Here is a 23,829-nt window from a genome sequence, read left to right on the forward strand (position 1 = left end):
TGAAATAAGACGATTTGTGAGGTAATTCCCCCTCTATTAATTAATAATGCGAGGAATAACGATTTATTAATAAAATATTTATTATCTATTGTTTATTTAATAAATATAGCTATATTTGTGCCGTGATTCCCCCTCTATTAATTAATAATGCGAGGAATAACGATTTATTAATAAAATATTTATTATCTATTGTTTATTTAATAAATATAGCTATATTTGTGCCGTGATATTATTAATAAAACTCTATATCCTTAAATGAATTTAGTATGAGAAACTATTTTTTAGGTCTGTGTTTATTATTTGCTTTGTGTTTTACGGCATGCTCTCATTCAGATGATTCTGTTGATGTGCTAATTATTGGTGGAGGCGCTAGTGGAGTGACTGCTGGTATTCAGTCTGCTCGAATGGGGGCTGCAACATTGATAGTAGAAGAAACAGAATGGCTGGGTGGAATGCTTACATCTGCAGGTGTAAGTGCTGTTGACGGAAACTATGATTTACCGGCAGGCTTGTTTGGTGAGTTTCGCGGACATTTGGCAGATTATTATGGAGGGCTTGATTCTCTAAAAACCGGTTGGGTGAGTGCAGTGTTGTTTGAACCTTCAGTCGGAAATAAAATTTTCCATGAAATGGTTGACGCGGAGAAAAATTTAAAAGTATGGCATAATGCTACTTTGGTAAAGCTGGAAAGAGAGAATGATGCTTGGATTGCTCAAATTCAGATGAAAGATAATACAATTAAAAAAATACATGCTAAAATATTGATTGATGGTACTGAATTGGGGGATATAGCAAAAATGTGCGGGGTGAAATATGATGTCGGTATGGAAAGCCGTCATGATACTAAAGAAGATATTGCTCCGGAAGAGAAAAATAATATAGTTCAGGATATTACATACGTAGCAATCTTGAAAGATTATGGTAAAGATGTGACTATTCCTTGTCCTGAAGGATATAATAAAGATGAATTTGCTTGTGCTTGTGCCAGTCATGTTTGTATCATGCCTAAAGAACCGGATCGTGTATGGTCTAAAGACATGATGATAACTTATGGAAAACTTCCTAATAATAAATACATGATTAATTGGCCGATAGAAGGCAATGATTATTATGTAAACTTGATTGAAATGACCCGTGAGGAACGTGAAGAAGCCTTGAAATATGCAAAACATTATACGATGTGTTTCGTTTATTTTCTGCAACATGAATTAGGTTTTAATACATTGGGCTTAGCTGATGATGAATATCCTACAGCCGACAAATTACCATTTATTCCTTACCATAGAGAGTCTAGGAGAATCCATGGGCTAGTACGTTTTGATTTAAATCATGCTTGTGAACCGTTCAGGCAGTCTCAACCTCTTTATCGTACTTGTATTGCCGTGGGGAATTATCCTGTGGACCATCATCATACGCGTTATCATGGATATGAAGAGTTGCCTAATCTTTATTTTCATCCGATACCGTCATACGGTTTACCTTTAGGAACTTTGATTCCGAAAGATGTTGAAGGATTGATTGTTGCTGAAAAATCAATATCTGTTTCTAATATAATTAATGGTACCACTCGTTTGCAGCCGATGGTTATGCAGATCGGGCAGGCAGCGGGAGCATTAGCAGCTCTTGCGGTGAAAGAAGGTAAAAATATAAGAGAAGTATCTGTTCGGGAAGTACAAAATGCGATTTTGGATGGAAAAGGATATTTATTGCCTTATTTAGATGTTGAGTTAGATCACCCAATGTTTAAGTCACTACAACGTATCGGCTCTACAGGTATATTAAAAGGTATAGGTAAAAGTGTTGACTGGTCAAATCAAATGTGGTTCAGAGCGGATACATTATTATTGGCAAATGAGTTGAAAGGATTGGGTGATGTTTATCCTTTTGTCAATAAGCAAGTATTCGAAGGTAATAATACCATATCAATTCAGAAGCTACAGAGCTAGTAGGAGAGATTGCAGAAAAAGAAGGTATTGAGATGAAAGAGGGTAGGGTAGAAGAGATCTGGGATAAATTTGATTTGAAAGATTTTGATATGAATCGAAATATTTTGAGAAGTGAAATGGCAATTTTGATTGATCAGATATTAGATCCTTTCAATAATAAAAAAGTAGATATTATAGGGCAATATATTCAATAGGTAATAATAATATAAGTGTTAACTGCTGTTTTAATTAAACTAATATGAAAACATTAGATCGAAGAGGCTTTCTAAAAAAAGCCACATTGGCTGGCGCGTCAGCCTTGACTGTACCAACTTTGTTTGAATCTTGTACTTCAAAAGCTAGTGCCAGTACAGTAGTGGCAACTGATGGTTTGGAAAGTAAACTCATTGTTCCTAAAAACAATGGCTTAAAAATTACCGGAACTTTTTTGGATGAAATATCACATGATATTCCACATCAGAACTGGGGTGAGAAAGAATGGGACTTGGATTTTCAGCACATGAAAAATATAGGAATTGATACAGTAATAATGATCCGTTCTGGTTATCGTAAGTTTGTCACTTTTCCTTCTCCTTATTTATTGAAGAAAGGTTGTTATATGCCTTCCGTTGACTTGGTGGATATGTTTTTACGTTTAGCTGAAAAGTATGGAATGAAATTCTATTTTGGACTATACGATTCGGGTAAATACTGGGACACAGGGGATATGACCTGGGAAGTGGAAGATAACAAATATGTAATTGATGAAGTTTGGGAAAATTATGGTTCCAAGTATAAAAGTTTTGGAGGATGGTATATCAGTGGTGAAATAAGCCGGGCAACGAAAGGGGCGATTGGTGCTTTTCATGCATTAGGAAAACAATGTAAGGATATATCTAATGGATTGCCTACTTTTATATCTCCTTGGATTGATGGCAAAAAAGCAATCATGGGAACGACAAAAATGACGAGAGAAGATGCCGTTTCTGTACAACAACACGAAAAAGAATGGGATGAAATTTTTGATGGAATTCATGATGTGGTAGATGCATGTGCATTTCAAGATGGGCACATTGATTATGACGAATTGGATGCGTTCTTTTCTGTCAATAAAAAATTAGCAGATAAGTATGGTATGCAATGTTGGACAAATGCCGAATCTTTTGACCGTGATATGCCAATTCGTTTTCTACCCATTAAGTTTGATAAACTTCGGATGAAGTTGGAAGCAGCCAAACGTGCCGGATATGATAAGGCTATTACTTTTGAATTTTCTCATTTTATGAGTCCGCAATCAGCCTATCTGCAAGCTGGTCATTTATATGACAGATATAAAGAATATTTTGAAATAAAATAAATGTTATGAAGTCTACAATCAATTTTAGTTATCTTATATTCCTATCTGTTGTGGCAGCATTGGGAGCTTCTTGTTCGGATATGATACTGCGGTTATATCGGGAACAATTGCCCAAGTGACTCAACTTTTTCAATTAGATGCACTACAACAGGGATGGTATGTAGGATGTGCTTTAGTAGGCTCTATCGTAGGTGTTCTTTTTGCTGGAATCTTAAGCGATAAGTTAGGAAGAAAACTTACGATGGTTATATCAGCTGTGTTGTTTTCCACATCAGCTCTAGGATGTGCTCTATCAGCCGATTTTGCCCAATTGGTAGTTTATCGGATTATAGGTGGAGTAGGAATAGGGGTTGTGTCCATTGTTTCTCCTCTTTATATATCAGAACTAGCTGTAGCGCAGTATAGAGGACGTTTGGTGTCATTGTATCAGTTGGCTGTAACAGTTGGTTTTTTGGGAGCTTATTTAGTTAACTATCAATTATTGGCATGGGCGGAGAGTGGTACGCAATTAAGTGTGGATTGGTTGAATAAAATATTTATAACTGAAGTATGGAGAGGTATGTTGGGTATGGAAACATTGCCGGCAATCTTATTCTTCATAATCATATTTTTTATTCCGGAAAGTCCCCGCTGGTTAATCGTACGTGGAAAGGAATTGAAAGCTGTAAATATATTAGAGAAAATATATAATTCAATTACAGAAGCGAAAAGTCAATTAAATGAAACGAAATCTGTGCTGACCTCTGAAACAAAATCGGAATGGTCTTTATTGATGAAGCCTGGAATTTTCAAAGCTGTTATTATCGGTGTGTGTATTGCGATTTTAGGACAGTTTATGGGTGTGAACGCAGTACTTTATTATGGCCCTTCTATCTTTGAAAACGCAGGACTTTCAGGAGGAGATTCTCTTTTTTACCAAGTTCTGGTAGGACTAGTCAATACTTTGACCACGGTTCTGGCTCTTGTCATCATCGATAAGGTGGGCCGCAAGAAGCTGGTTTATTATGGAGTTTCGGGTATGGTTGTTTCTCTGATTCTCATCGGCCTGTACTTCCTTTTCGGAGATTCCCTGGGAGTATCCAGCCTCTTCCTGCTCATTTTCTTCCTGTTCTATGTATTCTGCTGTGCCGTATCCATCTGTGCCGTGGTGTTCGTACTTCTCTCGGAGATGTATCCCACCAAGGTTCGCGGACTGGCCATGTCGATAGCAGGATTCGCTCTGTGGATCGGAACGTACCTGATCGGACAGTTAACCCCCTGGATGCTCCAGAACCTTACCCCCGCCGGAACATTCTTCCTGTTCGCCCTCATGTGCGTGCCGTATATGCTGATTGTCTGGAAACTCGTGCCGGAGACTACCGGGAAGTCGCTGGAAGAGATTGAAAGATATTGGACCCGTTCGGAATAGTAAAACAAAAAGACCTTAATAACTTAATAATAAAAGATGTATGGATTTTAAGAAACTGGCAAATCAATACAAGGATGAACTCTTGGATAATGTTCTTCCTTTCTGGCTTGAAAACTCACAAGATCATGAATATGGAGGCTACTTCACCTGTTTGGATCGTGAAGGAAGAGTTTTCGATACAGATAAATTTATCTGGCTGCAAGGCCGCGAAGTGTGGATGTTCTCTATGCTTTACAATAAAGTGGAAAAACGTAAGGAATGGCTGGATTGTGCCGTTCAAGGTGGTGAGTTTTTAAAAAAATATGGACATGATGGAGACTATAACTGGTATTTTTCCCTTGACCGTTTGGGTAGACCATTGGTAGAACCATACAATATCTTTTCATATACATTCGCTGCCATGGCTTTCGGGCAATTAAGCCTTGCAACCGGTAATCAGGAATATGCTGACATTGCCAAGAAAACCTTCGATATTATCCTTTCCAAAGTAGATAATCCGAAAGGTAAATGGAATAAACTTCATCCGGGCACTCGTAATCTAAAAAATTTTGCCCTGCCGATGATACTATGCAATCTTGCTATGGAAATTGAGCATATTTTAGGCAAGGACTATTTGGAACAAGCGATGGATACTTGTATTCATGAAGTTATGTCTGTCTTCTATCGTCCCGAACTTGGTGGTATCATTGTTGAGAATGTAGATGTGAATGGTAATCTGATAGATTGCTTTGAAGGACGGCAGATTACCCCTGGCCATGCGATTGAAGCCATGTGGTTTATAATGGATTTAGGGAAACGCCTAAACCGTCCGGAATTAATCGAAAAGGCTAAGAATATCACTCTTACAATGCTTGAATATGGTTGGGATAAAGAATATGGAGGTATCTACTATTTTATGGATCGTAACGGTTGTCCTCCCCAACAACTGGAATGGGACCAGAAACTCTGGTGGGTGCATATTGAAACACTCATATCTCTTCTGAAGAGTTATCAATTGACCGGAGATAACCAATGTCTGGAATGGTTTGAAAAAGTACACGATTATACATGGACCCATTTTAAAGATAAAGAGCATCCCGAATGGTATGGATACTTAAATCGGAGAGGTGAAGTGCTACTACCACTCAAAGGAGGAAAATGGAAAGGATGTTTCCATGTACCAAGAGGGTTATACCAATGCTGGAAAGTATTGGAACAGCTATAAACAATAATGGATATGTTAACCAATCTATATTAATAATCTAAAAATTAATTCTATGACAGAGTTTAACTCAAAAATCAAGAAGAACTCTCGTATATTGAAAATATTTATGTTTTCAATCTGCGCGCTATTTGCATGTGCTATCAGTAGTCATGCACAGAGTTTAGTGAAAGGAACTGTTACTGATGGTATAGGAGAACCGCTACCAGGAGTAAGTGTTGTCGTAAAAGGAACTACTAATGGCACTATTACAGATGTAAATGGAAAATATAGCATTCAGGCCACCGCAAAAGACATTTTATCATTCTCATATGTTGGAATGTCAGATCAGGAAATAAAGGTAGCAGGTCAGACGACCATTAATGTGGTTATGAAAGATGATGTGGCAGCTTTGGATGAAGTGATTGTGGTAGGATATGGTACTGCCAAGAAGCAATCTTTAACCGGAGCCGTATCTGCGGTGAAAGGCGACGAACTGCTGAAAGCACCGGCAACCAATGTGTCGAGTCTTTTAGGTGGACGTTTGCCAGGTATTTCATCTGTTCAAGTATCTGGTGAACCCGGAGACGATCAGGCTACATTACGAGTTCGTGGCTCTATTTATAATGTTACTTATATAGTAGACGGAATGCCTCGTTCTATTAATGATATTGACCCTAATGATATCGAAAGTGTATCTGTTTTGAAAGATGGAGCTTCTGCAGCTGTTTATGGATTAAAAGGAGCCGGTGGTGTTATTATTATAACTACAAAAAAAGGTCAGGAAGGAAAATCCAAAATCACTTATAATGGTTCAATAGGAGCATCTATGAATGCAAACTTCCCGCAGTTTATGAATGGACCTCAATTTGCATATTATTATAATATGGCTGACATGATGGATAAAATGGCTAATGGAAGCATTTCAAACATTAGTCAATATAATCCCGTTTTTACAAAGGCGAATGTGGAAGCTATGTTGAATGGTGATCCTACTGACGGATGGGATAATGTTAACTATATTGATAAAGTATTCGGAACCGGTATTAATCAGAAACACAATGTAACAATACAGGGAGGTAGTGATAAGATGCGTTACTTTGCTTCTGTGGGTTATTTAGGTCAAAAAGGTAACATTGACAATTTCTCTTACAAGAGATACAATTTAAGAACTAATCTTGAGACCCAACTGGCTAAGAACTTCCAGTTAAGTTTAGGTATTGCAGGAAATGTCGGTAAACGTGAAACTCCGGGATATGCTTCAGGCGGTACGGATTCTAATTCCGAATTGGGTGAACAAGGTTGGTTGTCAGTAGCTCATCAGACTATAATGATGCATCCCTATTTGCCGGAAACATATGACGGACTTTATACTGCTACTACACAGAATAACACAAGTCTGCCCAACAGTCCGTTGGCTGCTATTTATGAATCCGGATACAAGCATACCAATAGCTTTGATTTGCAGACCAACATCTCATTGCAATACAATGTGCCTTGGGTTAAAGGTTTGAGTGTAAAAGTAACCGGAGCTTATGACTATACAACTTCTCATAATAAGAATTTGAATACGCCTTACTCCACATATATACATAAAATGCCGACTTCGACAGCAGATTGGACTTGGTCTAAAGCAGACGATCCTCGCGGCACAGCAAATGGAATAAATTTAGGTGAAGGACAGTATAGTTCTCATCAAATGGTAGGCCAAGGAAGTATAAACTATGCAAGCTCCTTCGGAAAACATAATGTAGAAGCAATGGTATTGGCAGAAATCCGGGATTATAAAGAAAACAGTTTCTCCGGCTATAATAAGAACATGAGTTTCTCTGAACTACCGGAATTGAGCTTTGGACAACCGGCAGACTCTCCAATCTCGGGATACAGTGATGCAAACCGTAGTATTGGTTATGTTTTTCGTTTGAAATATGACTATGACAATAAGTATTTGGCAGAGTTTACAGGTCGATATGATGGTTCTTACAAATTTGCCGGCAATGTTAGTGGGAAACGTTGGGCATTCTTCCCGTCAGCGTCAGTAGCGTGGAGAATATCTAAAGAAGATTTTATGTCTAGTCTGACATTTCTGGATGATATGAAGATACGTGCATCTGTCGGTTTATTAGGAAACGATGCAGTGAGTCCGTATGCTTTCCTTAGTACTTACAATTTGATGGATGGTAACAAAAATGCATACCAGACAATTCTGAATGGAAAAGTAATGCAAGCATTACGCGCCTCTGTAATTGCCAATCCTACTCTAACTTGGGAGAACACCTTAACCTACAATGCAGGATTTGACTTTACGATGTGGAATGGTCTGTTGGGAATGGAGTTTGACGCATTCTATAATTATACCTATGATATTTTGACAGCAATGGGAGGCGATTACCCGCCATCTATGGGAGGATATTATTATACTTATGCCAACTATAATAAGGTGGATAGCAAAGGCGTTGAAGTAACGGTGAGTCATCGTAATAAATTAAACTTGGCAGGTAAGCCATTCTCCTATGGCGCAAGCTTCAATCTGACATTTGCAAGAAACCGTTATCTCCGTTATCCGGATAGTCCGAACACAGTAGAGTGGAGAAAACGCACAGGACGTAGTGTTGATGCTTCTGTTGTGTGGGTTGCAGATGGCTTATTCCGTTCGGAAGAAGAAATAGACAATTCAGCCTGGTATGGCACTCGTCCTAATGTCGGTGATATCAAATACAGAGATTTAAATGGTGATGGTAAAATAGACGAAGATGACAGAACACGTGTTGGACGTGGCAATCGTCCCGAATTAACTTACGGTTTGAACCTGAATTGTGCTTGGAATGGATTCGATTTAAGTGCACAATTTACTGGAGGTGCACTGTTTGATGTATCGTTGACAGGAACTTATTACAATGGATATGACGATAATACAGTCTGGACACAGGCATTTAAAGAAGGAGCCAACTCACCACTATATCTGGTTCAGAATGCATATACAGTAGAAAATCCGAATGGAACATTCCCACGACTTACACTGGGTAATCAAGGACACGGAGGAGATAATGGATTAGCTTCCACTTTCTGGTTGCGTAACGGTAGATACCTTCGTCTCAAATCCGCACAATTGGGTTACACATTCCCCAAGAGATGGATGAGTCCTGTCGGTATTCAGAATCTTAGAATTTATGTAGAAGGTTCTAATTTATTCACGATTTCCGGTCTTCCTGATGGAATCGATCCTGAATCTCCGGGAGTAAATAACGGATACTATCCTCAACAACGCACCATTATGGGCGGTATAACTTTGACTTTCTAAACCTTTAAAAGTTCTATTATGAAAACAAAAGTATTAAGTATCATATTGTTGGGAGCCTCTTTAGGGCTTGGCTCATGTAGTGATTATCTGGACATGACTCCAACAGACAGAGCATCAGATAAACTTGTATGGAGTAAACTCGACTATGCAGAACAGGCAGTCAACGATTTCTATCGCTATATAGATTATTTAGGAGTCTACAGGGATGGACAATGTTTGGCAGGAATGACAGAAGCTCTGACAGATCAGCTTAAATATGGTTCCTACAATTATATGGCTAAATGTCAGATACCTAGTGAAATTGCTTATGGAGGTTCTGTTCTCACAGTGAATTATGTTAGTACTTACCTTGGCAACTGGGGGACGATGTACGAATATGTGCGCCGTGTCAATGAAGGTATCAACAAATTAAAGAAATATGCTTCATTTGGTCAGGCTGATGAAGAACGCTTGGAAGCTGAAATGCGTTTCTTCAGAGGGTATCTCTATACAGATTTATTAAAGCGTTATAAAGAAGTGATTATATACGATGAGAATCTGGATAATATAAAAAAGGATATGCCAGTTAGTTCGGAAGCCGACGGATGGAATTTTGTATATAATGATCTAAAATATGCCGGTGAACATTTGCCTGTTGATAAAACTCCTAACGGACGTTTAACTAGCGGAGCTGCTTATGCAATGTTATCGAGAGCTATGTTGTATGCGGAAAGATGGGATGACGCTCGTATTGCAGCTGAAAAGGTGATGGGAATGGGTTATGAATTAGAAGCAAAAGAAGACTATTCAAATGCCTTTAAAGCAGGAAGCAAAGAAGCCATTCTACAATATTGTTATGATAAGAGTTCCACTGTGACTCATGACTTTGATGGATATATGGTTCCTGGAGGTGATAAAGCGCTCGACGGCAATTCCATGACCGGAGGATTCGGTACCCCGACACAAGAAATGGTTGAATCGTATGAATATGCAGATGGTAGTGGCTTCCCCGATTGGAGTGCATGGCATACTGCTGAAGGTACTACAACGACTCCTCCTTATGCCAAATTGGAACCACGTTTTAAAGCTACCATTCTCTATAATGGAGCAACATGGAAAGGCAGACCGATAGAATCTTTCGTAAACGGTACTGATGGTTGGGCTGCATGGAAAACAGATGCCAAACCGGAAGGACGTTCTACTACCGGGTATTATTTACGTAAACTGGTAGATGAAGCTCATAATTTTACTTCCATACAAGCCAGTACACAGCCATGGACAGAAATTCGTTACGCAGAGGTATTACTGAATCATGCAGAAGCATGTTATCATCTGAATGGCTATACGGATAAGGCAAATAAAGACATAAAAGATATTCGTAACAGAGTGGGATTGTCTTACACAGACAAAAGTGGGGATGATTTAATGAAAGCCATCCGTCAGGAACGCAAAGTAGAACTTGCTTATGAAGGACATTATTATTGGGACATGCGTCGTTGGAAATTATCTGCGACAGCATTTACCGGTATTCGTCTTCATGGAATGAAAATAGAGAAAAATGCAAATGGGTCTTTCACTTACATTTATACAGAATGTGATGATAAAGATCGTAATTTCCCGACTAAGATGTATCGTTTCCCAATGCCACAGGCAGAGTTGGACAATAACGGTGCGGTAACTCAATATGCAGAATGGCAATAAATCTAAAATGAAAACATTATGAAAAAGAATATATTATATCTATTATTAGGGATTTTGGCTCTCACGAGTTCTTGCCAGGATCCGGAATATGTGCTTCCTACTGCGGACAGACAGGGAATCACGAGCTTGACTGCACTCTTTACTTCTGGGCCATACGTGGATAAAGAGGCTGTGGTATATACTATTGCAGATGCTTCTGTAGATAAGTATGTAATTCCTATGCCATGGTATTATCCGGAAAATAGTGATAATGAAACTTCAGAATATATGAAAGCGATGAGGATTCAGGCAAAGTTGGCACCAAACTGTACTATTGAACCGGTTCTTTCAATTCTCGATCTGACTAAAGAGAATTATTTCACTTATACAGACGCTCAAGGATATAAGAAACAAATCTGCATCACAGGCGAAAGAGTTAAGTCTACTAAGTGTCAGTTATTAAGTTTCTCAATACCGTCTGAAGACATTACAGGTATTATTGATGAAGACCACAAAACTGTATCTTTAATCTCTGCGGAAGATTTATCTTCTTGCTTGGCAGATTATTCACTGTCGGCTCATGCGACCATGTCACCGGATCCTAAAACAGAGCCTCTTAATTTTAATTCACCTGTTGAGCTTACAGTGATTGCTCACGATGGAGTGACAAAGCAAACTTATACTATTCAAAAAGCAGTACCGGATAAGATTCCTTACGGATATAGAAAAGGTAGTGAGACAGAATTATTTAAATTGGATATGGGAGTTATCGGCTTACCTTGGACTGGAGCAAATGCACCTTCTTTAGCTGTTTCCGGAAATAATCTGGTAGTTTGCTTGGGTGATGGTACCACAACTCCTGCATATTACAATGCATCTACGGGAAATAAGATTGGTAATGTAACTTTGGGTAGTGTGAGTGTTGCATCTTTAGGATGTATGACAAGTGATAGTAGGGGAAATATATTATTAGCAACGAAGGCTACTAATGGCAAGTCTTTCTCAATCTATAAGACTTCTTCTGTTACGACTGCTCCAACTTTATTGACTACTTATACTAATAATACAGGGTTAGATATGGGTACGAAAGTGTCTGTTCAAGGAGATATTAATACTAATGCCTCTATTATTGCTACTTGTGACGGAACAGCCAGTTCAGGTTCCAATAAGTTTGTTCGTTGGATTATAACAGACGGTGTATTGGGAAGTCCTCAAGTAGTAACAGTGAATGGTGTAGGTAATTGGGGAGCTCCCGCATCAAACACTAAAGTTGTGACTAAAGGAACTACTGCTCAAAGTGATTATTTTTTGTCATACTATGATTCTAACATTCTTTATTGGGTGAATGGAACAAATAATAATGCAAGTAAATCTCTGGAAGACTCCGACAATGGTAATTCTTGGGCAATGAATAACAACTGTCTGGATACAAGAAGCTTTAATAATGCACAATATCTTGTATTGGTATGTACAGCTCATTTCCCGCAATGGGGTGGAACTCCATGCTTATATATGTATGATGTAACGTCAGACGGATCATTCACTGGTACAATATCTACTTCAGATGCTCTGTCATTCAATCCTTCACTTTCCTCATACAATTCATCCGATGGTGTAGCTGCAACAGGTGATGTATTGCTTGCTCCGACAACAGATGGATATAAGCTCCGTGCTTACTACGTGGATAACAACTGTAAGGTTATCGGAGGATATGAGTTTGATTGTATCGACAAATAATTAATTGATCTCTTTATCTCATATATGATGAGAAAATACCCATTCATCATATATGGGATAAAGAAATCTGTAAATCATTTAAAGGAGTAGCTATATGTCAACAAAGAAAAAAATGTTATGGTTATTATCATTACTGCCTTTTTTCATAGCATGTGGTGATGATAACACTGATATCCCGGATTGGCCATGGGCGGAGCCGGAGACTCCAACTGAACCTGTTGAAGCCAATCCTGATATTGTAAATTTAGGCTGGACCAATGTGAAAAGCACTTATGGAACCTTGCCTGAACATATCAACGTATATAAATCACCAGAAACACTGGAAGGCAAAAAAGCGATAGCTTATATTGCGGTAGGTGATATGAGTAAGGCAGCATTTGGTGTATTAGGAGAAAAGACTGGATTGAAAAAGCCAAAAGAATTTTATGAAGAGAACAACTCCACAATTGTAATCAATGGAGGTTTCTTCTATGAGGGGTCATTAAGCCTAATATGGCGTAACGGTGAAATGGTGTGTAAGAACAATGATGTAACAGCAGAAGATTGGACTAACGGTCCATTCTGGTATCCTGTATTAGCTGCATTCTGTGAAATGAATGATGGCTCATTCAAATCAATGTGGACTTACACAACACTATCCAATGTTACTTATTGGTATTCGGAGCCCTCACCGGTAAAATCAGAAACAACTCCTAATGAAAATTTTCCGTCTACAGGAACTGTCTTAAATGCTAAAACAGGAATAGGCGGTGGCCCCGTACTTCTGTTGGATGGAAACATAAAGAATACATACGAAGAAGAAATTTTATCAGATATTGGCGCCACGGTGAACAGACCTCGTTCGGCTATTGGTATCACCAATGATAAGAAAATGATTCTTTTTGTGTGTGAAGGAGATGGAATGACAACGGGAGTTGCCGGTATGACCACCGAAAATGTAGCTAATATCATGAAAACACTGGGATGTACGGATGCTATCAATTTGGATGGCGGTGGTTCCAGTTGCATGTTAGTCAATGGGCAAGAGACTATCAAGACAAGTGACTCCAGCGGAGACGAAAGATCCGTAGCATCAGTAGTCACTCTTAAATAAAAAATGTACTGCGGATATATCAGGCAGTATATACCTAATAAAACAAGTATGATATGAGAAAATTTCTAAAAATACTAATACTGACTTTCTTGGGAGCAGTTACAATAACCTCCTGTAGTGATGATTCTGATGGAATTCCCGGATGGCCGTGGAACGATAATTCGACAGAAAAGCCGGACGAGCCGGATGTTGCAGAAGCTAAGCCACGATATATTTGGATTGATGCGGCTGCTAATTTTCCTGACTATGCCAATAGTAAGGAAAACATAGCCAAAGATATGGAAAAGATAAAAGCGGCAGGATTCACTGATATTATTGTCGATGTACGTCCCACTACAGGAGATGTATTATTCAATACTAATGTTGTAGATCAGGTGAAACGTATGGATGTATGGGGTAATTCCGGATATAGTTATTATGAAAGGACGGAAACTTGGGATTATTTACAGGCATTTATTGAGGAGGCTCGTATACAAGGATTAAAAGTGAATGCTTCTATCAATACATTTGTAGGAGGCTATTTATGTCCGTATAATTTAGGACATGATGGAGTCTTGTTCCGTGATGAATCAAAAAAAGGATGGGCTAGTGTAGCTAATCTAGCTGACGGGCTAACCAATACGATGGATTTGTTGGACGATGAAACCGATTATGGAGCGAAATTTTTCAATCCCGCTAATGATGATGTACAAAACTTTGTTTTACAGTTGTTGGCCGACTTGGCTAAATATGATTTGGATGGCATCATATTGGATCGTTGTCGTTATGATGACTATGGCTTAGAAAGCGATTTTTCAGATATTTCCAAACAGAAGTTCGAAGATACATCGGTGAAACTGTAGCAAACTTCCCGGCAGATATTATGGCACCCGGTACGGATGAAATACCTTCTGACCAGCCTGTTTATTTTAAGAAGTGGTTGGAATTCAGAGCGAAAGTTATTCATGATTTCATAGTAAAGGCACGCGAGAAAGTTAAATCTGTCAATAACAATATCAAGTTTGGAGTTTATGTTGGTGCCTGGTATTCAACATACTATACATCAGGCGTGAACTGGGCCAGCCTAAATACAACACCTCCGCTTATTATCCGAAATGGGCTACTTCCGATTATAAGAATTATGGATATGCGGACCATTTGGACTATATCTTTTTGGGTGCTTATGCTTCCGTGAACAATATATATGGAAGTGGCGAATGGACCATGGAAGGTTTTTGTAAGAATGGACGTGAACTGTTACAAGGAGATGTACCTTTTGCAGGCGGACCAGATATCGGTAACAGTACCGGATGGACTGACGGAGGACAATCTGCAAAAATTCCGGATGCTATTGATGCTTGTATCAGTAATAGTGACGGCTTCTTTGCCTTCGACCTTTGCCACGTTAAGAAATACGACTATTGGAACGCTTTTAAAACAGGCTTTGATAAATATCTGGAATCTATCGAAGAATGAGGTTTGAACTAACCAACTAATTATGAAAATATATTTATTACAATTCTTTTTATTAATAGGTCTGGGCTTGAATTTACAAGCCCAGATTCCTTCTAACCCTATTCGCGGGAAAGTAACCTGTAATGGGACAGGAGTCCCGGGGGTAGTAGTGACCGACGGAATAGACTGTGTGTTGACTGACCAACAAGGCCAATATACTCTCCCCCCTAATAGGAATGTGCGTTTCATTTATTTATCCACTCCTTCCGGATATTTACCGAAAACAGAACAAACAATACCTTTATTCTATCAGAAGCTGAATCCGGCCAAGCAAGATATTTACGACTTCGAATTGGTAAGAAATCCGCAAAATGAGATCAATCATTTGTTTTTGGTGCAGGCAGATGCGCAGGTTACTTCCGAAGATGACGTAAAGGCTTATGCTAAATATCTGCAAGATATGAAAGAATATATTCGTCCGTATATGGGCAAAAAAGAAGTATTCGGCATAGATTGTGGGGATATCGTAGGAGATACTCCTTCTTTATATCCTTCCTATATAGATACGGTATCATCATTAGAGATTCCCATCTATCGGGCAATTGGTAATCACGACATGACGTATGGAGGGCGTACTTTTGAATATTCTTATCGCACTTTCGAAAGTTATTTCGGTCCTATCTACTATTCATTAAATAAAGGTAATGCTCATTATATCGTGCTTGACAATTGCTTTTATGTCAACCGTGATTATCAATATATAGGTTACATTGATGAACGTACTTTCCAATGGCTGGAGAAAGACCTCTCTTATGTGCCCAAAGACAAACTTGTCTTTGTAGTGATGCATATTCCTTCCAGTCTTCAGAAGAAGCTAAGATATAACACGCTAGATCAAGATGAAACGGTCAATACAGCTGCACTATATAAATTATTGGAAGGTTATAATGCCCACATCATTTCCGGACATACACATTTTAATGTAAACGTATGTTTTAATGACTCATTAATGGAACATAACACAGCTGCCGTATGCGGTACTTGGTGGCGTGCAGATATTAATGTGGATGGTACTCCGAGGGGATATGGGGTATATGAAGTAGACGGGAACCAAGTGAAATGGCTATATAAAAGTGCAGGCTACCCGAAAGAGCATCAATTACATGTATATCAGGCCGGATCATCTGACGAGTACCCTTCCGATATTATTGCTAACGTATGGAACTGGGATGAACAGTGGAAAGTGGAATGGTATGAAAACGGAAAGCGAATGGGAGAAATGCAACGCTACAAAGGATATGATCCTGCAGCCAAAGCAATCTGTTCTGACAAAGAAAAGGTGAAATATGAATGGATTTCCCCAGTTCTTACCGAACATCTATTTCATGCTACTCCCCGTAATAAAAATGCTAAAATAGAAGTGAAAGTAACAGATCGCTTCGGCAATGTGTATACTGAAGCTGTCGAAAACAAATAAGAATCATATGTTGAAAGCCAAATATTTTATATTATTGATATGCTTCTCCTTTCTCCTGAAAACAGAAGCGAAAGTAACCCTTACTTCCATTTGGGGGGATAATATGGTGTTACAGCAACAATCGGAAGTTACTTTTTCCGGAACAGCGACTTCGGGAAAACGTGTGCAGGCTACCGCTTCATGGAATAATAAAAAAATCCAAACGAATGTTGATGCAAAAGGTGAATGGAAACTTTCTCTCCAAACACCGGTAGCTGGAGGTCCGTATAGTATTACGTTCTCGGATGGAGAGGACCTCACATTGCAGAATATTTTAATAGGAGAAGTCTGGTTCTGTTCCGGACAGTCGAATATGGAAATGCCAGTGAAAGGATTCCGTGGACAGCCTGTGTTTGGTTCCCAGCCATACATTGTATCTGCTAATCCCAAACGTCCACTGCGTCTCTATACTGTAAAAAATGCCTGGAGTACCATTCCACAGGAAGCTGGGGTGGACGGAGAATGGAAAGAAGCCTCTCCGGAAGATGTTGCTGATTTCAGTGCAACTGCCTATTTCTTTGGCAATCAGTTACAGCAATCTTTGGATGTTCCTGTCGGTCTGATACATTGTTCCTGGAGCATGTCAAAAATAGAGGCTTGGATGAATAAAGAGACTTTATCGGGCTTTCCGGAAATAGCATTGCCTGATGTAATACAGAGAGAGTTCGGGTGGACGGCAGGGACTCCTACATTATTGTGGAATGCAATGGTGAATCCATGGAAAGGATTTCCTGTTAAAGGAGTGATTTGGTATCAAGGTGAAGCAAACACACCCGATCCCGGATTATATAAGAGATTATTTCCTGCAATGGTTTCTCAATGGAGAACATTCTTCAACAATCCCCAAATGCCATTTTATTACGTACAGATTGCACCATGGAAATCGGAAGGCAATGATAAACTGGATTGGGCTTGGTTCCGCCAGTGTCAGTTGGAGTTGATGTCAGCTGTTCCAAATGTTGGAATGGTGACCACAGGTGATGCCGGGAGTGAAAACTTTATTCATTCGCCCTATAAGATAAAGGTCGGTGAACGACTGGCTTATTGGGCATTGGCAAAAACGTATCATCGTAAAGGTATTCAATATTCCGGTCCTATATACAAATTCCACCGGGTAAAAGGGAACGTAGTAGAAATAGACTTTGAACATGGTGAAGAAGGATTGACACCGGAAAATCAAAACGTGAAAGGATTTGAAATAGTGGGGACGGATGGTATATTCCGACCGGCCAAAGCGGAAATTATCAGTGGTTCTTCTACTGTAAAGGTCTGGAATGATTCGATCAATGACCCCATAGAGGTACGTTATTGTTTCCGGAATTATATGTTGGGAGAATTATGCAATAATGCGGCTATTCCTGCTTCTCCTTTCCGGATTGTAATCAAAAAGAAACCTGCGTTAATGTGGTTCGATGCCGAAGCTAACTTCGAACGTTTCAGCCATAAAGACTCGATTGACTATTATTTGGAGAAAATCAAATCAGTAGGTTTCACTCATGCAATAGTGGATATACGGCCCATTACGGGAGAAGTACTTTATCAAAGTCAGTTTGCCCCACAAATGAAAGAGTGGAAAGGCGCAAAGGCCGGGAATTTTGATTATTTGCAATACTTCATTAAAAAAGGGCACGAATTGGGTCTTGAGGTTCATGCTTCATTAAATGTATTCTGTGCCGGGCATAATTATTTCGATCGTGGAATGGTATACAGCGGACATCCGGAATGGGCATCCATGGTGTATACTCCCGAGAAAGGTATTATTCCGATTACGGAAGAAAAACATAAATATGGTGCTATGATCAATCCTTTGAACGAGGAATATCGTACGCATATTCTAAATGTACTGAAAGAAGTGGTGACCAAATACTCTGATTTGGACGGTTTGATGCTCGATCGTGTACGTTATGATGGTATAACAGCCGACTTCTCACCGCTGTCACGTGAAAAGTTTGAAGCATATATAGGTAAGAAAGTGGCGAAGTTCCCCGAAGATATTTTTGTTTGGAAGAAGAATACGGATGGAAAGTTTATCACACAACCGGGAAAGTATTTCCAGAAATGGATGGAATGGAGAACGAAAAACATTACTGATTTTATGGCATTGGCACGTAAGGAAGTGAAAGCCGCCAATCCAAAAGTTTCTTTCGGCACATATACCGGAGCTTGGTATCCGTCTTACTATGAAGTGGGAGTTAATTTCGCCAGCAAAAAGTATGATCCGGCTAAAGACTTCAGTTGGGCCACTCCCGAATATAAAAATTACGGATACGCGGAACTGATCGATTTGTATGCAACCGGAAATTACTATACAGACATAACGATAGAGGAATACAAGAAAACGAACCGCAACATCTGGAACGAGACTGATTCGCAGGCTCAAGCCGGTACATGGTACTGTGTAGAAGGTTCCTGTCAGCACTTGCGTCAGATTCTTAAAGACAACAAGTTTATGGGCGGCATCTTGGTGGATCAGTTCTATGATAATCCGGGGAAATTATCCGAAACAATAGAGATGAACCTTCGTCGATCGGATGGACTAATGGTATTCGATATAGTACACATCATCCAAAAGAATCTTTGGAAAGAAGTAGAAAAAGGAATGCGCGAGGGGGGAGCTTTATGAACAACAGAGCTTTAGCTTTAGATGCCTTACGGGGATATGCAATTATTACGATGGTGCTTTCGGCTACCATCGTAACGCATGTTCTTCCCGGTTGGATGAGTCATGCTCAAACGCCTCCGCCAGATCATGTGTTTAATCCTCTGTTGCCCGGTATTACTTGGTAGATCTTGTGTTTCCTTTTTTCCTGTTCGCTATGGGAGCCGCGTTTCCTTTTTCCATAAGGAAGCGTGCTGAAAAAGGTGATTCAAAATTAAAACTTGTTTATGAAGCTGTCAAACGGGGGATTCAGTTGACTTTCTTTGCTATTTTCATCCAGCATTTTTATCCGTATATGTTAAGTTCTCCGCAGGATATCAGAGCATGGCTGCTGGCTATACTCTGTTTTGCTGTTCTATTTCCCATGTTCATGCGCATTCCTTTGAAAATGCCGGATTGGGCACATATTTCAATAAAAGTGGGAGCTTACATTGTTGCTGCCATTATGTTAGCTACCACTTCTTATGCAGATGGGAAAACATTCAGCTTATTCTCCAGCAACATCATAATTTTACTGTTAGCCAATATGGCTATTTTCGGTTCTATCCTTTACATTTTCACAATGCATAATCGTTGGATGCGTTTAGGAATTCTGATATTGTTGATGGCTATGATATTAGGAAGTACAGTTGATAGTTCGTGGACACAGAGCGTGTTTAATTATACTCCTTTGCCGTGGATGTATCGGTTTGACTATTTGAAATACTTATTTATCGTTATTCCCGGCAGTATAGCCGGTGAGTATTTAGCGGAGTGGATGAAAGCATTTCAAAAAGAGACGGATGATTATGCTACATCTCCTTATCGTAAAATAAGTATTATGCTAATGATATTATCCGTTATCATCATCATTGGCAATCTTTACGGTCTATACACTCGTAATTTGGTTGTTAATCTGGTGGTTACTGTTTTATTGTTATTAACTGGCAAGTGTGTATTTCCACATAAGATGGATGGAATAGCTCTATTATGGAAAAAGTTGTTTAACGCAGGAGCATATTTACTTCTTCTGGGTTTGTGTTTTGAGCCTTTCCAGGATGGCATTAAAAAAGATCCAACTACTTTTAGTTATTTCTTTGTAACTTCCGGGTTGGCTTTTCTGGCTCTTTTATTTCTAAGTATCGTTTGTGATTATTTCCGATGTGTCAAAAGTACTCGTTTTTTGGTGATGTCCGGTCAGAACCCGATGATAGCTTATGTGGTTGGCGATTTGTTGATTATGCCCTTGGCTAATATACTTGGAATTGCTTCATTATTATCTTATTTTCAACAAAATGCCTGGTTGGGATTTCTTCAAGGAGTAATCCTTACTTCTTTAGCTGTTTTAGTAACTATGTTCTTCACAAAAATCAAATGGTTTTGGAGAACATAAATATCAATGTGACTATTTTATATTAAATTGATCGACATATTGTCATTCTTTCTTTGATTCTACTATTTCCCACTTTTTGTGAATGAAAGAAAGTGGAGCGAGAAAACAATGAAATACGGTATTTATATGCATAATTACGAATAAAAGAACGGGCATTTGCATATAAATTACCGTATTGTTTGTGGGAAATACACGGTTGATTGTAATGATACGTACGGTTCGTTTTAAAGAAACATACGGTTGGTTTATAAGAAACAGCACGTACGTTTTAAAGAAAGCTATTTTGACTCATAAAAATAGGATTTCTTGATTTATTAGAAGTGCTTTTATGAACTTACTTTATTAAACAAAATGCATAAATAGATTTAGAAATACATTCACTATGCAATGCATGATATCAAATAATAATGATTATGCTCCATAAGGAACGGATTTCTTTAATTTCTGAATAATACTAATGGCTAATCTATGCGATTCTTTTCTATATCCGGCTGTTCGCCTGAATAAATTCAATTATAGCATCATTCAAATACCAAAATGATATTTTATCATTTTGGTATTTGAAGATTTGTTTTTATTGATATAATGTACAAAAAGCTATCTATCCAGAGTATTGGAAATAGTGACGCTATGTCAACAAGATAGTGTCGCTATAGGCTGAATATAGTGACGCTATACCGAGTGGATAGCGTCACTATTTTATTTGATTGCTTTCTTAATGATTGGACAAACAAAATCAGCGTATCTCATCATGCCTAAATCTGTGAAATGAATACCGTCTATAGTAGCTTCTCCATCTTCTCCCAACATATTTTTGGAAGAGATAAAAATGATATTCTTTTCATTTTCCTTCTTTAACCGATTGAATATTTCCTTTAACGTGTCATTCTTTCTTTGTACTTCTTTAGCTATTCTTTCATCATAAAGTGTATGAGTGAAAATAGGATCTTCTATAAAAATGACTGGCGTAGCCGGATGTTTACAACGAATGATACGATAGAATGCTTCCATTCGTTCTTTCATCTGTTCTGCAGAAGCATTAGGCACAAAGTCTAAAACAAAAACGCTGGCATCTACTTCGGCTATCACTTTGGCCACTTCCAAGTCTAAAAGTGCGTTTCCGCTAAATCCCAAGTTGATACATTCACGGTTCAGCCTTCTCGATATGATATTGGTATGTGCCATTCCGGGACGTGAAGCACAACCTCCTTGAAGAATACTGGTGCCATAAAATACAACCGGCTTTTTGCGGATCGGATAATCAATTAAAGGCTGATCGATGGTGGCTAACGAATCTACTCCTATAGACAAAGAAACAAGACCATCGTAAAGAGGAAGATAAAGCATATATTCTCTCTCTTCCGGTCGCATGTTAGCAATGATTGTTGCTTGATTTGTTTTTCCACCCGGACGACCACTATTAACAAAACGCCACTCTCCATTCTTCTGAAGACAATAAAGGTCTAAGCCTTTTGCACCTGTATCCGTCATATGATTCATATGAAAATTGATGAGCGTTTCCCATTTAGCGGCTATTGTGGTAGAATTACTACGAAAACGTATCGCCATTCCGGCAGAATTACGGCTTAAATTCCATAACGGAGCACGGGAGATATTCTTCAATGAATCCGGGAACCTTTCATATCGGGCTCCGGTAGCTTCGGTAGCTTTTCCTAATAAAGGGAACTTTGAGGCATCATGATATACTAATTGAGCATATATATGACACACCGAAAAAAACATTATAAAAATACAGATTCTTCTTTTCATATTTTGAGTATTATTGTTTCAGTCCGCCAAAAACATTTTATTCGGGTGAAGAACATAGTTATCAGTACTGATAATGTTGTCAATACCACTCCTCGTAAAAATCCCATCCATGCGTTTTCGTTGAAATATACAAGCAATGATGCAATTCCTAATAAATTGACCAAAGGCATAATCAACAGATCTCCTACTACATAAGCCATCATAGGATTTTGTCCGGGCATTACGAGAAAACGCGTACTCTTCACACAACGAAAATAGTCACATATTACATTAAAAAGCAACAAAGCCATAAATGCCAGGCCTGAAGTGAGGAATAAATAACCAAAAGTGGCGGGGTCTTTTTTTATACCTCCTTGAAAAGGTTCAAAACATAATCCCAGGATAACTAGAAAAGCTCCGGCTGTAAAAAGTTCTCTCCAAAGCTTTATAAATCCTGTGCCTTTTCTCAATAAAAAGACTCCACTTATCAATAACGGAATATTTATTATCAGATTCAAGACTGTACAATGTGTATAAAGTCCTGCCAAATTTACAATAATTATAGCTAATGTCAAAAGAATCATTACGATAGCTTTCCATTTATTGGTAGATTCAACAAACGAATCATTGTGTTGCTTCAGCCAGTCCATCAAATATTCTCCCGCAATGCTTCCCGGAATCACGATAAAGAGATATTGTAAATACTCAAAATGAAAAGCCCATGGTAGAGGTGTGTAGTTGTATATAGCTTGTGCCCAGGAATTCTCGACCTGTCCGCTCAACAACAAAGCCATCAATATCAGTAATACACCTACTCGCGCCCGGAGGCTTTGCATTGTGAAAATATATATGACTGAACCAAAAACAGCCATATTTGCCAATAATAATATGATAATATTGCTGAATGATACATCAAAAACTCTTCCATTTGCATATTGAGTTGTCTGTAACAGAACAATAGCTATCCCATATGCTACCACCTTAATAGCTATACGCATCCAATCCGGCATTTTCAGTGGAATACGAATGAACATGGGGAATAATATCACAAAACAAAGGATGGCCAATAACCAGCCACGCATGTCTTGTGGATTACTCAATACATGCGGATAAAAATGCTGGATGAAAATAGCAAAAAAAGTCAATTGTGCACCTCGTTTGATAGCTTCATACACCAATCTCAACTTAGTGTCCCCTTTCTCAAATCTTTTTTTGATTGAGAAAGGGAAAGCTGCTCCCATTGCAAACAAGAAGAATGGAAAAACCAGATCCACCCAGGTGATTCCTGATAAACTGGCGTCGAAAGCTCTGTCCGGCGGAGGAGTTTGCGCATGATACATCCATCCGGGTAAAGAATTCCACGCAACCGTTGCCGAAAGCACCATTGTGATTATAGCGTATCCTCGTAGGGCATCTAAAGCATAAGCACGTTTAGTCAT

The 23,829-nt window shown here is 38.8% G+C and carries 10 protein-coding genes and 4 pseudogenes; 12 read left to right on the forward strand and 2 right to left on the reverse strand.

Annotation, left to right across the window (positions count from 1 at the left end):
* Positions 1–266 precede the first annotated feature (266 nt).
* From DXA05_RS01065 to DXA05_RS01120, 12 genes and pseudogenes are all read left to right on the forward strand, one after another.
* Positions 267–2,140, forward strand: a pseudogene (locus DXA05_RS01065) (FAD-dependent oxidoreductase).
* A 44-nt stretch (positions 2,141–2,184) separates the two neighbouring features.
* Complete coding sequence (locus DXA05_RS01070; protein ID WP_004311470.1) at positions 2,185–3,282, forward strand: DUF4434 domain-containing protein; 1,098 nt, start codon at positions 2,185–2,187, stop codon at positions 3,280–3,282.
* Positions 3,283–3,287: 5 nt separating this feature from the next.
* Positions 3,288–4,690, forward strand: a pseudogene (locus tag DXA05_RS01075) (sugar porter family MFS transporter).
* 40 nt (positions 4,691–4,730) lie between these two features.
* Positions 4,731–5,894 (forward strand): AGE family epimerase/isomerase, encoded by a 1,164-nt coding sequence (locus DXA05_RS01080; RefSeq protein WP_008651671.1) that lies wholly within the window; start codon positions 4,731–4,733, stop codon positions 5,892–5,894.
* 52 nt (positions 5,895–5,946) lie between these two features.
* Positions 5,947–9,171 carry a TonB-dependent receptor gene (locus DXA05_RS01085; RefSeq protein WP_004319081.1) on the forward strand — a complete coding sequence of 1,075 codons (3,225 nt, stop codon included), beginning with the start codon at positions 5,947–5,949 and terminating at the stop codon, positions 9,169–9,171.
* Between the two features lie 18 nt (positions 9,172–9,189).
* Positions 9,190–10,851 carry a RagB/SusD family nutrient uptake outer membrane protein gene (locus DXA05_RS01090; protein WP_004297563.1) on the forward strand — a complete coding sequence of 554 codons (1,662 nt, stop codon included), beginning with the start codon at positions 9,190–9,192 and terminating at the stop codon, positions 10,849–10,851.
* Between the two features lie 18 nt (positions 10,852–10,869).
* A complete protein-coding gene (locus DXA05_RS01095) occupies positions 10,870–12,567 on the forward strand; it encodes a DUF5018 domain-containing protein (RefSeq protein WP_004308394.1) in 1,698 nt (565 codons plus the stop codon).
* 94 nt (positions 12,568–12,661) lie between these two features.
* Positions 12,662–13,660 carry a phosphodiester glycosidase family protein gene (locus DXA05_RS01100; protein WP_008644146.1) on the forward strand — a complete coding sequence of 333 codons (999 nt, stop codon included), beginning with the start codon at positions 12,662–12,664 and terminating at the stop codon, positions 13,658–13,660.
* A gap of 53 nt (positions 13,661–13,713) precedes the next feature.
* Positions 13,714–15,115, forward strand: a pseudogene (locus DXA05_RS28270) (alpha amylase family protein).
* 22 nt (positions 15,116–15,137) lie between these two features.
* Positions 15,138–16,571, forward strand: a complete 1,434-nt coding sequence (locus DXA05_RS01110; RefSeq protein WP_004308395.1) for a calcineurin-like phosphoesterase C-terminal domain-containing protein — start codon at positions 15,138–15,140, stop codon at positions 16,569–16,571.
* Between the two features lie 7 nt (positions 16,572–16,578).
* Positions 16,579–19,233: an alpha amylase family protein gene (locus DXA05_RS01115; protein WP_004308396.1), complete on the forward strand. Its 2,655-nt coding sequence runs from the start codon at positions 16,579–16,581 to the stop codon at positions 19,231–19,233.
* A pseudogene (locus DXA05_RS01120) lies at positions 19,230–20,641 on the forward strand (DUF5009 domain-containing protein). The gene DXA05_RS01115 and the pseudogene DXA05_RS01120 overlap by 4 nt, the downstream one beginning before the upstream one ends.
* Positions 20,642–21,340: 699 nt before the next feature.
* On the opposite strand, the gene DXA05_RS01125 reads toward DXA05_RS01120, so the two are convergent.
* Together DXA05_RS01125 and DXA05_RS01130 are read right to left on the reverse strand one after the other, a co-directional pair.
* Positions 21,341–22,411, reverse strand: a complete 1,071-nt coding sequence (locus DXA05_RS01125; protein ID WP_128858656.1) for an SGNH/GDSL hydrolase family protein — start codon at positions 22,409–22,411, stop codon at positions 21,341–21,343.
* A complete protein-coding gene (locus DXA05_RS01130) occupies positions 22,408–23,829 on the reverse strand; it encodes a DUF5009 domain-containing protein (RefSeq protein ID WP_128858657.1) in 1,422 nt (473 codons plus the stop codon). The genes DXA05_RS01125 and DXA05_RS01130 overlap by 4 nt, the downstream gene beginning before the upstream one ends.

Source organism: Bacteroides sp. AM54-2NS, from assembly GCF_003602935.1.
GTDB classification, from domain to species: Bacteria; Bacteroidota; Bacteroidia; order Bacteroidales; family Bacteroidaceae; genus Bacteroides; species Bacteroides xylanisolvens.